The sequence below is a fragment of the Ruegeria atlantica genome (assembly GCF_013033965.1).
GTDB lineage: Bacteria > Pseudomonadota > Alphaproteobacteria > Rhodobacterales > Rhodobacteraceae > Ruegeria > Ruegeria atlantica_D.
Genome location: NZ_WQFE01000004.1, coordinates 69,477 through 84,581, shown reverse-complemented (window position 1 = coordinate 84,581; position 15,105 = coordinate 69,477). Strand labels below are relative to the sequence as shown.

The window sequence follows — 15,105 nt, the reverse complement described above, 5'->3', positions numbered from 1 at the left end:
GCATAGATTGGCGCCTGTCTAACGAGCCGGAAGGACGGGGGCAACCATGCGTGTTCTGGCACGGGTCGAGACCGCTTTACTGAACCAGACAGGGTATTTGTTTCAGTGGTCTCCGGTGTGTCTGGCAGTCGGTATAGGTCTGTATTTCAGTCTTCGGTTCGAACCGGACTGGAAGGCTTATGTTGGCCTTGTTGCCGCGATTGCCATTTGCCTGGGGATGGCGCGCAAACTGCCGTCCGGATGGGCTGCGTTGACAACAGGGGGGGCGCTGATCGCTGCCGGGTTCATTCTGGCGGGCGCGCGCGCCCATGCGGTGGCAGAGCCGGTCTTGTCATGGCGCTACTACGGCCCGGTCGAGGGGCGGGTCGTTGCTATGGATCGCTCTGCGTCGGACGCGTTGCGGGTGACGCTGGATCAGGTGCGAATAGGGGACGTGCCGGGCAACCAGCGACCGCAGCGCGTCCGACTTTCCTTACACGGCGGTGCGCGGTCACTGTCGCCCGGCCAGAGGATCATGACCACCGCCCACTTGTCTCCCCCGCAAGGCCCGGTCGAACCGGGCGGGTTCGATTTTCGACGACACGCGTGGTTTCAACGGCTGGGGGCCGTGGGGTACACCCGCGTCCCGGTGCTGATCGCCGCGCCCCCGCAGTCCGAAGGTATCCGCATAACGGCGTGGCGGATGGCGATATCCCAGCATGTTCGCACGATCCTGCCGGGCGAGATTGGCGGGTTTGCAGCTGCCGTCACCACCGGTGATCGCAGTGGAATGGGGCAAGAGACTCTGAAATCCTTGCGCGCATCCAACCTGGCACATCTGTTGGCGATTTCGGGCCTGCACATGGGTTTGCTCACCGGGTTCGTCTACCTGATGTGCAGGCTTACATTATTGACCATTCCACCGATAGCCCTCAGGGTACCCGTGCGCAAGCTGGCGGCCATATGTGCATTGGCCGCAGCTACGATCTACCTGTTGCTGTCCGGGGGCAACGTCGCCACGGAGCGCGCCTTTGTCATGGCCAGCGTCATGCTGATGGCGATACTGATCGACAGACGCGCGATTTCCCTCAGGGCCGTTTCCGTCGCTGCACTGATCGTTCTGATCCTGCGTCCTGAATCTTTGCTAAGTCCGGGATTTCAAATGTCATTTGCCGCTACGACAGCCCTGGTGGCGGTATTCGGAGCGTTGCGCGACGTTGGGCCAATGCCAGGGCCAAAGTGGCTGAAACCTGTTGTAGGATTGTTGATGTCATCTGCCATCGCAGGGCTTGCGACCGCACCGATTGGTGCCGCGCATTTTAACACGATGTCCCACTATGGCCTTCCGGCCAACATGCTTTCGGTTCCGGTCATGGGAATGATTGTTGTCCCCTCGGCGGTTGTTGCCGCACTGTTGGCGCCCTTTGGGCTTGAGGTGGTGCCACTGACGGTTATGGGGCTGGGGCTAGAGTGGATACTGATGGTTTCTCAAAAAGTGTCCGGGCTGGACGGCGCGTTGGGGTATGTTGTCAGCCCGCCGTTTTATGTCCTGCCCCTGATTGCGCTTGGCGGTCTGTGGCTTGCGCTGTGGCAAGGGCGGGCAAAATGGGTTGGCGTGGCACCAATAGCCGCGGCGCTGATGCTGTGGGGGCAGGGAACCCGCCCCGATGTACTGGTCGCGGATAACGGCGGTCTTGTCGGCGTTATGACTGAGCAAGGGCGAGCGCTGAGCAAGGAAAAGGGAAGCGGCTTTGTTGCGACCGTCTGGCTGGAAAACGACGGTGACGGTGTGGATCAGGTTCACGCCGCCGGCCGATGGCCGCAAGGATCGGGTGGTATTCGGCGGTACGACTGGCAAGGTAAGGAGGTGCTGCACATCACGGGCAAACGTGCCGCGCGCGAGTTCAGTGATTGCAATGCGAACCAGATCGTTGTTTCTGCCGTCGCCCTGCAACTCACCGGAAACTGTGACGTATTCGATCCCAAACGATTGCTGACGACGGGAAGCTTATCGCTGTCAGAAGGCAAGATCACCACTACCAAGGCGGCGATGGGCGACAGGCTCTGGTCCCCGAACGCATCCGAGGACCGGAAATCAAAGCAAAATCAGTAGCTACGGATCAGTCCAACCAGGCGACCCTGCACCTTGACCTTTTCTTCCGGCAAGACGCGTGTTTCGTAGGCGGGGTTCGCCGCCTCGAGAGCGATGGCTTGCCCTCGGCGGAAGAACCGCTTCAGCGTGGCTTCCTGATCTTCAACAAGAGCGACAACAATGTCCCCGTTGTCGGCAACCGAGGTTTCCCGGATCACCACCACGTCACCATCGTTGATCCCGGCATCAATCATCGAGTCCCCGCGTACTTCCAAAGCGTAGTGCTCTCCTTTTCCGGAGATCATTGTTCCGGGTACAGCGACGCGGTGCGAGACATGGCTGATCGCCTCAATCGGAACGCCAGCGGCGATGCGGCCCATTACCGGCAGCTCCATGGCATCCACCGTGACCGGTTCAAAATTCGCGGGGCGGGGGCCAGAGGGCTTGTCGCCCTCAATCACACGGGGTTTGAACGCTGCCGTAGGCTCTCCTCCCAGGCTTTCCGGCAGTTTCACGATTTCGATGGCCCGTGCGCGGTGCGCCAGACGCCGGATGAACCCGCGTTCCTCTAATGCCGTGATCAATCTGTGGATGCCAGATTTGGATCTGAGATCCAGCGCGGCCTTCATCTCATCGAAACTGGGCGGAACACCGTCCGCCTGAACGCGTTTGTGGATGAATTCCAACAAATCCAACTGCTTCTTGGTCAGCATTGCTCACACCTCGTCGGTCATGCGTTTTCTTTTGTTCTACGCATGTTCACGTTTTGTGTCAACGGATTTGAGAGACGCCTAGATCGGAAGGTAGTGAACCTCATCGCCAACAGGCCGGGCCGGATCATGCGGCGGGCGCACCAACAGGGCATTTGCCTGTGCCAAAACACTAAGCAGCGAACTGTCTTGATCTGCGCAGGCGCGGATGCCGGTTTCATCCAACATGGCCCGCATGTAATGTTCACGCGGGCCGTTTTCCCCCAGCGGTTCAACAAGTCGTGCAATTCGCAGCGGGGATAAAACCTGTTCCACACCAAGCATGCGCCGAACCATAGGCAGCAGGAAGAGATAGCCGCAAACCATTGCACTGACAGGGTTTCCGGGCAATCCGACCATCGCAGTCTGGCCCAAACGACCCGCCATCAGAGGTTTGCCAGGGCGCATTCGGATCTTATAGAAGGACCGGTCCATCCCAAGCCCTGCGGAGACATCCGAGACAAGATCGTAATCCCCGACCGAAGCCCCCCCGATTGTGACAACAAGATCAGCGCCTTCGGCCAGTCCGAACGCGGTTTCAAGCGATGAGACCGTATCGCGTGCGATAGGAAGGATCCGAACGTGTGCACCAGCGCCTTCCAACAGTGCCTTCAGGCCAAACGTATTGGACGCGATGATCTGATCTGGGCCAGGCGTTTCGCCCGGCATGACAAGCTCGTCACCGGTTGAGACCAGAGCCACGACAGGTTTTCGCGTCACAGGCACTGTGGCGACGTTCATGGCCGCTAGCAATGCGACATCCTCTGCTCGCAACTGGCGCGGCGCCGATACCTTTGTTCCAGCCCGGAAATCGACGCCCGCGGGTCGAATGTTCGTTTTTGGACCGGGCAGGTCAATGATTGTGATCAGGTCGTCGCGACGATCGGTATCTTCTTGAATGACAACGAAATCCGCGCCTTCGGGAACCGGCGCGCCGGTGAAAATGCGCACCGCGTGTCCGGGGCCAACGCGACCGTTGAATCGATTTCCGGCAGCCGATTCGCCAATGACCTTGAACATGGCGTGCAGTTCAACCTCGGTCGATTTCAGAGCGTAGCCGTCCATCGAGGATGCCTCAAAAGGCGGCTGGTCGCGGGTCGCCTCGACATCTTGCGCAAGAACGCGACCTGCGGCGTCGGACAAAATGACTGTCTCGGCTGGCAGGGGCGAAACCAGATCAAACAGCAGCGCGCGAGCTTCTTCGACAGTGATCATTTCGCCTCGTAACGCCCTGATTTACCACCATCTTTCAGCAGTACGCGGATTCCGCCGATTTCCATGGCCTTATCAACGGCTTTCGTCATGTCATAAACCGTCAACGCGGCGGTAGATACGGCTGTCAGCGCTTCCATCTCGACCCCAGTCTGGCCCGAGGTTTTGACTGTGGCTTCCACCAACACTCCGGGCAAGTCGGGATCCAGTGTCAGTTCAACAGCGACCTTGGTGACCGGAAGCGGGTGACACAAGGGGATCAGATCCGGTGTTTTCTTTGCACCCATGATGCCCGCAAGGCGCGCCACACCCAGAACATCCCCTTTTTTGGCGCGGCCTTCGGAAATCAGGTCAAAGGTGTCCTGCGCCATCTTGATGTGTCCAGCCGCCACGGCGACACGGTCAGTGACTTCTTTGTCCGAGACATCGACCATATGGGCTTGTCCCTGAGCATCAAAATGGGTCAGCGGCATCACATGACTCCGGGAATCAGGGGGCTCGCCAGAAGGTGGCGGGTGGCTGCTGCCACGTCGTCCTGACGCATCAGGCTTTCACCGATCAGGAAACTGCGTGCGCCGTAACGTGCAATGTCGGCCAGGTCTTCGGGCGTGCTCAGACCACTTTCGCAGACGATCGTGCGACCCGCCGGCACAAGTTTGGACAGGTGTCGAGTGGTATCAAGAGATGTCTCGAAGGTCTTGAGATTGCGGTTGTTTATGCCAATCAACGAACTCTTCAATTGCGCTGCGCGTTCCAGCTCTTCTTGATCGTGAACTTCGATCAGGACATCCATGCCCCAGTCGAATGCAGTCTGTTCCAGTTCGGCTGCTTGGGCGTCATCTACCGACGCCATGATGATCAGGATGCAATCCGCGCCCAAAGCGCGCGCCTCGATGACCTGATAGGGGTCGTACATGAAATCCTTACGTAGCGCCGGCAGAGACGTGGCAGCCCGTGCTTCGGTCAGGTATTCTTTTGCGCCCTGAAAGCTGGGCGTGTCGGTCAGCACCGACAAACACGCGGCACCGCCGTCTTCATAGGCTTTGGCCAGGGCTGGAGGGTCAAAATCGGGGCGGATCAGACCTTTGGACGGGCTGGCTTTTTTGACCTCGGCAATCAGTCCGTATCCCCGACGTGCAGCGGTCCGAAGCGCATCGGCAAAGCCGCGGACTTCGGGCGCGCTGCGGGCCTCATTTTCCAGCGTTTCCAGCGATTTCTGTGTCTTGTCTGCCGCAACTTCTTCGAGTTTGTAGGCTTTGATCTTGTCCAGAACCGTTTCGGTCATGCGGCCTCCTGCGTAATTCGGGCCAGGGCCGCGATTTTTTCTTTGGCATTTCCACTGTCGATGCTGTCCCGCGCCTTGGCAACGCCGTCTTTCAAGTCGTCAGCGTGACCTGCAACCACAAGAGCTGCGGCAGAGTTCAGCAGCACAGCGTCGCGGTACGCCGACGGCGCACCGTCTAACAGCGCGCGGAACGCAACTGCGTTTTCTTCGGGCGTTCCGCCGATGATATCCTCGAACGGGTGAACGGGCAGGCCTGCGTCTTCTGGATGCAGCTCAACCTCTTTCACAACGCCATCTTCCAGCGCTGCAACCCAGCTTACGCCGGTGATCGTCAGCTCGTCAGTGCCGTCCGAGCCATGCACCAGCCAAGCGTGTTCGGCCCCCAGAAGGCCCAGCGTTTCCGCCATCGGGCGGATCAGATCGCGGCTGAATGCGCCGGTCAACTGGCGACGCACCCCGGCAGGGTTGGTCAGCGGGCCGAGGATGTTGAAAATCGTACGTGTCCCAAGTTCTTGCCGACTGGGCATTACATGGGCAATTGCCGGGTGGTGCATGGGCGCCATCATAAAACCAATGCCGACTTCTTGCAGAGCCTTTTCAACGGTTTGCGGTCCGACCATCACGTTAATGCCAAGCTGCCCCAACGCGTCTGCGGCACCTGATTTGGAACTTAAGTTTCGATTGCCGTGTTTTGCAACGGTGACGCCAGCCCCAGCCACGACAAACGCCGTGGCGGTCGAAATGTTCAGGGTGCCTTTGCCGTCGCCGCCCGTACCCACGATATCAATCGCACCTGCCGGTGCTTCGACTGCATTGCACTTTGCACGCATCACGGCGGCAGCGGCGGCATATTCGTCCACCGTTTCTCCGCGCGTGCGCATTGCCATCAGCAGCCCGCCAATCTGGCTGGGTGTTGCTTCGCCGTCAAACAGGATGGCAAAAGCCTGTTCGGCCTCGGCGCGAGTCAGGGGGCGATCGGCTGCGGCTCCGATCAATGGCTTCAGAGCGTCGCTCATGCAGGTACTTTCATCTCGGACAGGAAATTTTTGAGCAGGGCATGGCCATGCTCAGACGCGATTGATTCCGGGTGGAACTGGACGCCGTGAATGGGCAGCTCTTTGTGTTGAAGGCCCATGATCGTGCCGTCTTCCAGTTCTGCCGTGATCTCAAGGCTATCCGGCAAACTGTCCCGTTCCACGATCAGCGAGTGATAACGGGTCGCCTCAAATGGAGTAGGCAGGCCGTCGAATACGCCTTTCCCGGTGTGGTGCATCATGCCCATCTTGCCGTGAACGATTTCGTGGCAGCGGACAACTTTTCCGCCAAACACCTGCCCAATCGTCTGGTGACCAAGACACACGCCCATCAATGGGGTCTTTGTCTCCGCAGCAGCCTCGGTCAACGCCAAACAAATGCCTGCCTGATCGGGATCGCACGGACCGGGGCTGAGAAGGATCCCCGCCGGGTTCATCGCCATGGCTTCTTGGACATCCAAGGCGTCATTCCGCCGAATGACCATTTCGGCACCAAGTTCGCCTAAATAGTGTACCAGGTTGTAGGTAAACGAGTCGTAGTTGTCGATCAGCAGCAGCATTTGGGCACTTGTCTCGGCTTGGGCATTTCGGACTGGCGATACAGCCCCTGGCCACGGTATAATGTCGGGACATACATGCTCAGGCTTGCGGGTCAGCGTCAAGAGGACATCCTGTTCCGGGCGCAATCGCGGGCCAAGGCGCGGTAAACGGCGTTGAGGCGATCGAAGCAGGATGAAGGCGAGAGGCAGTTAAAATGGGCGGATTTTTAGGCGGGATGATCGCGGGGGCGGTCGTTGTTGTGCTGCTCGGTGCGGTATTATCCCTGAATACCCCTTTGACCCGAAAACCGGTTGTAAACGCCGAGGCTCCTGAGCCTGCTCCGGCGGCGGCCCCTGAGGTCAGTACTGAGGTTGCCGAGACGGTTGCGGATGCCGATCTGGTGACCGCGCCGCCGGTTACATCCGATGCGTCCGGGGATCAAACGGACAATCTTGCGGGATTGGCAGAAGTGGAGGTTTTGCCGGACACCGAGCCTACGATCAGTGAGATTGACGCTCAGGTTGAAGAAGCTGAAATACCCGACGCGACTGAGATAGCCATTGCAAACGAGGCACCGGTTGTGCCGCAGGCACCAGCGCAATTGCAACCATCGCCCGGCACCGAAAATGAGCCGATCGTTTCGGAAACCGCGCCGGAACCCCCTGCACCGGTGGAAGAAGAGGAAACCATCGTCGAGGTCGAGCCGCAGCCTGCGCCCGAAATTCTGGAAGTACTGCCCGAACCGGAAGTGGAGCAGGTGCAGCCCGAAGTTACAGAGGCTCAACCAGATGTCGTAGAGCCGTCGCCAGAAATCGCCGACACGGAGGTTGAACCGGAACCCCAGCCCGAGCCAGAAGTCGCGGCAGTTCAACCGGAACCAGAGCCGCAGCCGGAACCCACCGCTATTGAACCTCAGGCGCCCGAGGTCAGTTCGCCTGAGAACAACCCGATCGCGGTAGAAGGGGAAGAAGACCCGCAGCTTAAAAAACTGCCCCGGATTGCGGCAGTCCCGCAAATCGGTGGTGAAGAGCCGGTTACCGCCAGTGTGACCGTCGGCAAGCGAGTCGTGCCTCTCACTGAACGCGATGATGCACCGGTCGCGGCGGATGAACAGATCGTGACGCTTCAGCCCGGCAAACCAATTGAAGCCTATGCCGCCAAATTCGAAAACCCCGAATCCAAGCCGCTTATGTCGATCATTCTGATTGATGATGAAGGGGCTTTTGGGGCCGAAGCCTTGAAGGATTTCCCATACCCGCTCAGCTTTGCCGTCAGCCCGTCGGACCCAGAAGCGGTTGAAAAAATGGCGCGCCATCGCAAGGCCGGTTTCGAAGTTCTGGCGCTTGCTGATCTGCCCGAGGCAGCCAGCGCGCAGGATGCCGAGGTTTCGATGGCTGTGTGGCTGGATACCTTGCCAGAGACAGTCGGTATTTTGGAAGGCGTGGATACCGGCATTCAGGGTAACCGAAAGCTGGCTGATCAGGTCGCTGCCATTGCCGGAGATACAGGACGCGGGCTTATCACCCAGGACAATGGCCTGAATACTGTCCAGAAACTGGCGGCCCGCAACGGTATCCCCTCGGGTGTCATCTTTCGTGACATCGACGGTGCCCGTCAGGACCCCGCGATCATGCGACGCTTTTTGGATCAGGCTGCGTTTCGTGCCGGTCAGCAAGGAACTGTCGTCATGTTGGGACGTCTGCGCCCCGATACGATTTCGGCCCTGTTGCTTTGGGGACTGGAAGATCGCGGTGGCCGTGTCGCCATGGCCCCGATTTCGGCGGTCATGACACAAGAAGCTCAATAATACCTCAACCAAAAACGGCTGACCGGGTAGGTCAGCCGCTATGCATTAGGAATTGCCCGAGCCGGTAAACCGAGCCGCGTCCGCAGCGGCACGTCGTATGGCATTCGATTTGTGGACCGTTTCCATAAACTCGGCTTCGGGGTCACTGTCATAGACCACGCCTCCGCCCGCCTGAATGTAGAGCTTTTGGTCTTTGACGATGGCCGTTCGCAGGGCGATGCACATATCCATGTCGCCGCCCGCGCTGAAATAGCCAACACCGCCGCCATAAACACCGCGCTTTTCAGGCTCAAGCTCATCGATGATTTCCATCGCGCGCACTTTCGGCGCGCCCGACACGGTGCCTGCGGGCATCCCGGCAAAGAAGGCGTCCAATGCGTCCTTGTCTTCGGCCAATTCGCCGACAACGTTGGATACGATATGCATCACGTGGCTATAGCGCTCGATGATGAACTCTTCGGTCGGTCGCACGGTGCCGATCTTTGCTACGCGTCCGGTGTCGTTTCGGCCCAAATCCAGCAGCATCAGATGTTCAGCCAGCTCTTTCTTGTCAGCCAGCAGATCAACCTCGTTGGCCTTGTCTTCCTCGGGTGTCGCACCGCGCGGGCGAGTGCCTGCGATGGGGCGGATCGTAACCTCATCTCCGAAGACGCGTACCAGAATCTCTGGGCTTGCACCCACGACCTGAAAGCCGCCGAAGTTGAAATAGAACATGAAGGGCGACGGGTTCGTGCGCCGAAGTGAGCGATACAGCGCGAAGGGAGGCTGTGGAAAATCCTGCGTCCAGCGCTGCGCCGGGACGACCTGAAAGATGTCGCCCGCACGGATGTATTCCTTGGCTTTCTCAACGGCTTCCATGTAGCCGGATTTGGTGAAATTCGACACCGGTGCGGCTACTTCGGACGCATCTCCGAGATCGCGCGTTTCGGCGGGCATGGCCCGTTCAAGATCGCGCACCGCATCCATGACACGCTCTGCGGCCTGCGCATAAGCTGCCTTGGCGGATTGCCCCTCGCTGACCCAGGCAGGCGATACAACCGTGACTTCGCCTTTCACACCGTCTAGTACCGCTATGACGGATGGACGGAGCATGATGGCATCAGGCAGGCCGAGCGGATCAGGGTTCACGTCGGGCAGGTATTCCACCAGCCGCACCATGTCATAGCCAAGATACCCGAACAGACCAGCCGCTGCTTGGGGCAGGTCGTCGGGCAGATCTATTTTGCTTTCCGCCAACAGAGCCCGCAGGTTATCCATCGGGTTGCCGGTTTGGGGCGAAAATGCGTCAGGGTCGAACCGGGCAGAGCGGTTCAGCTCGGACGCCTCGCCACGGCAGCGCCAGATCAGGTCCGGCTTCATCCCGATAATCGAATACCGGCCGCGGACCTCGCCGCCAGTGACCGACTCCAGCATAAACGCGTCTTTCTGCGCGCCTGTCAGCTTGAGCATCAAGGACACCGGCGTGTCCAGATCGGCGGCCAGGCGGGTATAGACAACTTGATTCTCGCCTGCCTCATAGGCGCGGGCGAAGCTGTCGAATTCGGGGGTCAGCGCCATATCCAGTCTCTTTTAATAGCTGGCCTGAACGGCGTTCAAAGCTTGCTGATCTACGACGGGGCGCGCGCGGAGCTGTGCATCCCGGACAAAAGCGTCAAAGATGTTCTGGGCCAAAGCCTGATCCATCTGCGCAGCAAGGGCTTGTTGTACCTGACGCAGCTCATCTGTTTCGTCGGGTGGCAGCAGCTCATCCAGACGCACGATAAACGCGGTTCCGGCACCGGGTATGACGCGCAGGTCGCCCTGTTCCATTTCAAAGACCTGAGTCATGAAATCTGCGGGCACATCATCCAGAAAGGCTGTTCGGGTCAGGGCGTTTTCAACGCGGAATGGCAATCCGGTGGCGGTGAAGTCACCATCGGCCTGAACCTGTTCCAGAACAGTATTTGCCTGTTCTTCCAGAGCTTTGTTGGTTTCAGTCTGCGTCCAAGCGGCAACGACACGATCACGAGCAGACTCCAGCGGCTCTGGTCGCGGTTCGAGAACCTCATTCAGACGCAGGGCAAAGATCGAACCATCCTCAAGAAACGCGACTTCGGGAAAGTCGCCATCCTGCACGGCTTCGGCGGCACTGCGGAACCCTTCATAGGCGGCGACGCCTTCTCCGGTTTGGGCGGTCCAGTCGATCTGGCCCAATTCCATTTCCGTTTCGGATGTCAGCTCTTCCAGGGTCGCTCCACCGGCCAGCAGGTCGTTGATGTCCTCGGCCTGTGCCTCAATCTGACGGCGGGCGCGGTCGGCCGCCAGTTCCTCGCGCAGGGCAGGGGCCGCGTCCTCCAACGGCGTGTTGTTTTCGGCAAGCGAGCCATTTATCCGGAACAGCGCCGGTCCAAAGGTTGAAGGCAGCGGGCCGACAACGGCGTCCAAGTCGGCCGCAAAAACACCGTCGGCTGCCTCGCCAAGATCCTCACGGGTTACGTCGCCAAGGTCGATATCGCTGAGCTCCAGCTGACGATCCCGAACCAGTTGCTCGAACGTTTTACCGCCGACCTCAAGCTGGGCCATCGCGTTTTGGGCTTCCTCTTCATTCGGGAATGTCAGGCGTTCAACCAGACGACGCTCGGGCTGTTGGAATTCCGCTGCGCGCTGTTCATAAAGGCGCTTTACCATATCCTCGTCGACTTCCACGTCGTCCAGAAGCATTTCGGGCGACAGGATCGCATAGGTCAGCTTTTTGGTCCGCGGCAATGTGAACAGCTCGGTGTTCTCATCGTAAAACGTTTGCACTTGCTCATCGGTCGGAGCCGGGACGGGCGCGGGCAGGGCATCCGGTGCCAGGGTTGCAACAGTAAAGCTTCTGCGGGCACCAACGTAATCGGTCAAGACTTGCGTCAGGGATTCAGGCATCTTCACACCGCTGACAACGGCGTTTTGCACGATGGTGCGGGAGGTTTCCTTGCGCAGGTCCGATTCGAACTCGGTGTCGGACATGCCAACCTGTTCCAGCTGGAACTGGTACGCCTCACGGTCGAATGTGCCGTTGACGCCCTGAAATGCAGGGATCGCTACGATTTCTTCCTGCAGATTCTCATCGCCGATCGAGATGCCGAGTAAGCCTACCTCGTTGTCCAGCGCTGCCAAAGCCGTCAAGCGCGACAATGCCAGCCGATCCAGACCGAATTCCATCGCTTGCGACATCTGCAGCGGCTGACCGGTCTGCTGTTCCACCGCGCGGATTTCGCGCTGAAGCTCGCGGACATAGTCTTCGACCGAGATATCCTCGTTCCCGACCTGCGCGACCGAGCGCACGGTTCCGGTCAGGCTGGTCGCGCCAAACCCTGCAAGGCCGAGCATCAAAAGGCCCATGAGAATCCAGACAAAGGTCTTCGATAGGTTTTTCATGCCTGCGGCCATAGTGCCCTCTTCGTGCTTTTTCGGCAGGTAACTGCCCTGTCGGTTGCGGCCCTGAATACGACGCGCACCGTCGGGGGGCAAGCTCAGAAGGACAGAGCGGCCAGACGTTCGAACAATTGCTCCAATCCGGCGCGATCCAGATTGGCAAATGCGATGCGAACCTGGCGTTTTCCGGCCGGATCATTTTCGGGCATGAACATGGTGCCGGGCAGAAGCAGAATGCCCGCCTCAGGAACCAAACGCTGAGCCAACTCGTCCGATGGGATATCGAACGGATGTTCGAAATAGGCGAAATAAGCGCCCAGACCCAACAGCCGCCAGCCCTTCTCGGTCAGACGTGGCAAAAGCTCGGTTATCGCTGCGCGGCGGTCGAGGATTTCATCCCGCTCCCCAGCGAGCCATTGTGACAGGTTTTGCATACCCCAGAGCGCCGCGCGTTGACCAATCTGACCGGGGCAGATGGCGACCGTGTCCAGAAACTTTTCGATTTCGGACAGAAGAGCCGGGTTGGTCGCAATTGCGCCAACGCGGTGGCCTGTCAGCCGGTATGCCTTGGAAAAGGAATACAGGTGGATCAGAGTTTCGTCCCAGTTGGGCTGACGAAACAGGTCATGCGGTGGACCGCTGCGGCTGTCGAAATCCCGATAGGTTTCATCCACGATCAACTTGACGCCGCTCTCTTGCGCAAGGTCAAAGAAAGCGCGGAGCAGCGGGGCAGGGTACTCCACTCCGCCGGGGTTGTTCGGAGTAACCAGAACGATGGCGCGGGTTTTGTCGTTGATCAGAGCACGGGCCGCATCCGGATCGGGCAACAGAGTGTCATCGGTCTGCAGATCCACGGTTCGGACACCTGTCATGTCCAGCCACATCTTGTGATTAAAATACCAGGGCGTCGGCACAATCACCTCGTCATCCTGACTGGTGATCGCTGTGACGGCGGCGGCAAATGCCTGGTTGCAGCCCGAGGTGATCGCCACCTGCGCGCTGGACACCTGTGCGCCATAGTGCGCGCTGATCTGGCGAGCGAGTTCGGATCGTAGGTCGGGATTGCCCAGCACTGGGCCATAGAGATGGGCGCTGTCTTCGGTCACCGCAAAATCGGCAATCGCCTCGCGCAGCGCCAGCGGCGGCGGATCGACAGGGGCCGCCTGACTGACATTGATCAGGGGGCGGTCAGCAGGAAACTCAACCCCTTCCAACCATCGCCGCGCTTCCATAACCGGAGGGGCGAAGGTGGCCGCGGTTCGGGAGGCTTGGCAACCATCTGAGAAAAAAGAACTTCCTTTACGTTTGTTCATATCTTGTTCTCCGAGTTTCAGAGTGATACTTCGGGGTTGTCCAAAAGAAAGGGGGTGATTTTATTGGGCAAGAAGCCAGGAACCAGTACGGGCAAAGATGGTGGTATCTACCGACAGGTAGGGCCGCGTGGCGGAAAATCTGATAACTATTCGACAGTGCCAGACAATAAGCCGCTTCCGCCAACGACAAAACCGGGTGCGACTTGGGAGCGAGTGAAGAGAACTCCCGACAGCAAACGATAATATATGTGTAGAGATTGAGGGCAATATTGCCCTCAGTCCGTGCCGCGATAGGGCTCGACATACTGCAGGGCCATGTCCCACGGGAAAAAGATCCAGGTGTCCTGGCTGACCTCGGTGATGAACGTATCCACCATCGGACGACCCTTGGGTTTGGCGTAAACCGTCGCGAAATGCGCATTGGGGTACATCGCGCGCACCAGCTCCAGCGTTTTGCCGCTGTCGACAAGGTCATCAATGATCAGAACGCCTGTGCCATCGCCCATCAGTTCCGCGTCCGGGGATTTGAGAACCTCGGCCTCGCCCTGATCCTGATGATGGTACGAGCGGACGCTGATCGTATCGACGGTTCGAATGTCCAGCTCGCGGCTGACGATCATCGCGGGGGCCATGCCGCCGCGCGTGATGGCCACAACCGCGCGCCATGCGCCGTCATCCGGGCCTTGCCCGTCAAGACGCCAAGCCAAAGCACGGGAATCACGATGGATCTGATCCCAGCTGATGTGAAACCCTTTTTCGTGGGGCAGACGGTCCTTGGCGCTCATGTAGTTACCCCTTTTCGACATCCGGTGCGTCGACGGCCTTCATGCCGACAATGTGATAGCCCGAATCCACGTGTAGGTTTTCACCTGTTACACCGCTGCTGAGGTCGGACAGCAAGTACAGCGCCGATTTACCGACATCGTCGATGGTCACGTTGCGGCGCAGGGGCGAGTTATACTCGTTCCACTTCATGATATAGCGGAAGTCGCCGATGCCGCTGGCGGCCAATGTCTTGATCGGACCAGCCGAAATCGAATTGACGCGAATACCGTCCTTTCCCAGATCCTCGGCCAGGTATTTGACCGATGCTTCCAGCGCGGCTTTGGCGACGCCCATTACATTATAGTGCGGCATCACCTGTTCGGCGCCATAATAGGTCAGGGTGATCGCGCTGCCGCCTTCTCCCATCATCTTTTCCGCACGCTGCATCACGGCTGTGAAAGAATAAACCGACACATCCATAGTCAGCTTGAAGTTCGCGCGCGACGTGTCGACGTAACGGCCCCGAAGTTCATTCTTGTCCGAGAAACCGATCGCATGAACAACAAAGTCCAGCTTGCCCCATTTTTCTTCCAGCGCGGTAAAAAGCGCATCAATCGATTCCTCGTCGCTGACGTCACAGGGCAGGACGATCTCGCTGCCAAGCTGCGCTGCCAGCGGATCGACGCGTTTCTTAAGTGCGTCGCCCTGATAAGAAAAAGCCAGCTCTGCTCCGGATTCGGACAAGGCGCGGGCTATTCCCCATGCGATTGATTTATCATTGGCCAGTCCCATGATGAGGCCGCGTTTGCCGGCCATCAACTGATTTGACATGTTCGGTTCTCCGCCTGTCTTCGCGTCATGTTGGGATGGTTTATGCCATTGGGTGCGCTGCATCAAGGCCGCGCGCTCTTGCCCGTGGCGGGTTCTCGCCCT

The 15,105-nt window shown here is 59.0% G+C and carries 13 protein-coding genes; 2 read left to right on the top strand and 11 right to left on the bottom strand.

Features of this window, described 5'->3' with window-relative positions:
* Positions 1–46: 46 nt before the first annotated feature.
* Complete coding sequence (locus GOW16_RS09200) at positions 47–2,092, top strand: ComEC/Rec2 family competence protein (protein ID WP_170413618.1); 2,046 nt, start codon at positions 47–49, stop codon at positions 2,090–2,092.
* Here GOW16_RS09200 and lexA read toward each other — a convergent pair.
* The 6 genes from lexA to GOW16_RS09170 all read right to left on the bottom strand — a co-directional run bounded on the left by lexA (position 2,086) and on the right by GOW16_RS09170 (position 6,911).
* A complete protein-coding gene (gene lexA, locus GOW16_RS09195) occupies positions 2,086–2,784 on the bottom strand; it encodes a transcriptional repressor LexA (RefSeq protein WP_170413616.1) in 699 nt (232 codons plus the stop codon). The two genes, GOW16_RS09200 and lexA, sit on opposite strands and share 7 nt — an antisense overlap.
* Before the next feature lie 78 nt (positions 2,785–2,862).
* Complete coding sequence (locus tag GOW16_RS09190) at positions 2,863–4,035, bottom strand: molybdopterin molybdotransferase MoeA (RefSeq protein WP_170413613.1); 1,173 nt, start codon at positions 4,033–4,035, stop codon at positions 2,863–2,865.
* Entirely contained in the window at positions 4,032–4,505 is a 474-nt protein-coding gene (gene moaC / locus GOW16_RS09185; protein ID WP_170413610.1) for a cyclic pyranopterin monophosphate synthase MoaC, read from the bottom strand. The genes GOW16_RS09190 and moaC overlap by 4 nt, the downstream gene beginning before the upstream one ends.
* Positions 4,505–5,317, bottom strand: coding sequence for an indole-3-glycerol phosphate synthase TrpC (gene trpC, locus GOW16_RS09180; protein WP_170413607.1), 813 nt, complete (start codon positions 5,315–5,317; stop codon positions 4,505–4,507). Before trpC ends, moaC begins: the two co-directional genes overlap by 1 nt.
* Positions 5,314–6,333 carry an anthranilate phosphoribosyltransferase gene (trpD, locus tag GOW16_RS09175; RefSeq protein ID WP_170413604.1) on the bottom strand — a complete coding sequence of 340 codons (1,020 nt, stop codon included), beginning with the start codon at positions 6,331–6,333 and terminating at the stop codon, positions 5,314–5,316. The genes trpC and trpD overlap by 4 nt, the downstream gene beginning before the upstream one ends.
* Positions 6,330–6,911, bottom strand: a complete 582-nt coding sequence (locus tag GOW16_RS09170) for an anthranilate synthase component II (protein WP_170413601.1) — start codon at positions 6,909–6,911, stop codon at positions 6,330–6,332. Before GOW16_RS09170 ends, trpD begins: the two co-directional genes overlap by 4 nt.
* A gap of 194 nt (positions 6,912–7,105) precedes the next feature.
* On the opposite strand from GOW16_RS09170, the gene GOW16_RS09165 reads away from it, so the two are divergent.
* Complete coding sequence (locus GOW16_RS09165; protein ID WP_170413598.1) at positions 7,106–8,698, top strand: divergent polysaccharide deacetylase family protein; 1,593 nt, start codon at positions 7,106–7,108, stop codon at positions 8,696–8,698.
* Between the two features lie 45 nt (positions 8,699–8,743).
* Here GOW16_RS09165 and trpE read toward each other — a convergent pair whose 3' ends face one another.
* The 5 genes from trpE to fabI all read right to left on the bottom strand — a co-directional run bounded on the left by trpE (position 8,744) and on the right by fabI (position 15,003).
* Positions 8,744–10,255, bottom strand: coding sequence for an anthranilate synthase component I (gene trpE / locus GOW16_RS09160; protein ID WP_170413595.1), 1,512 nt, complete (start codon positions 10,253–10,255; stop codon positions 8,744–8,746).
* 12 nt (positions 10,256–10,267) lie between these two features.
* The gene (locus GOW16_RS09155) at positions 10,268–12,109 is read right to left on the bottom strand and encodes a peptidyl-prolyl cis-trans isomerase (protein ID WP_170413592.1); all 1,842 of its coding nucleotides are present in this window, start codon (positions 12,107–12,109) and stop codon (positions 10,268–10,270) included.
* Between the two features lie 83 nt (positions 12,110–12,192).
* The gene (locus tag GOW16_RS09150) at positions 12,193–13,407 is read right to left on the bottom strand and encodes an aminotransferase (RefSeq protein ID WP_170413589.1); all 1,215 of its coding nucleotides are present in this window, start codon (positions 13,405–13,407) and stop codon (positions 12,193–12,195) included.
* A 275-nt stretch (positions 13,408–13,682) separates the two neighbouring features.
* The gene (gene gpt / locus GOW16_RS09145; RefSeq protein ID WP_170413584.1) at positions 13,683–14,192 is read right to left on the bottom strand and encodes a xanthine phosphoribosyltransferase; all 510 of its coding nucleotides are present in this window, start codon (positions 14,190–14,192) and stop codon (positions 13,683–13,685) included.
* 4 nt (positions 14,193–14,196) lie between these two features.
* On the bottom strand, positions 14,197–15,003 hold the full coding sequence (gene fabI / locus GOW16_RS09140) for an enoyl-ACP reductase FabI (RefSeq protein WP_170413581.1): 807 nt from the start codon (positions 15,001–15,003) through the stop codon (positions 14,197–14,199).
* Positions 15,004–15,105 lie beyond the last annotated feature (102 nt).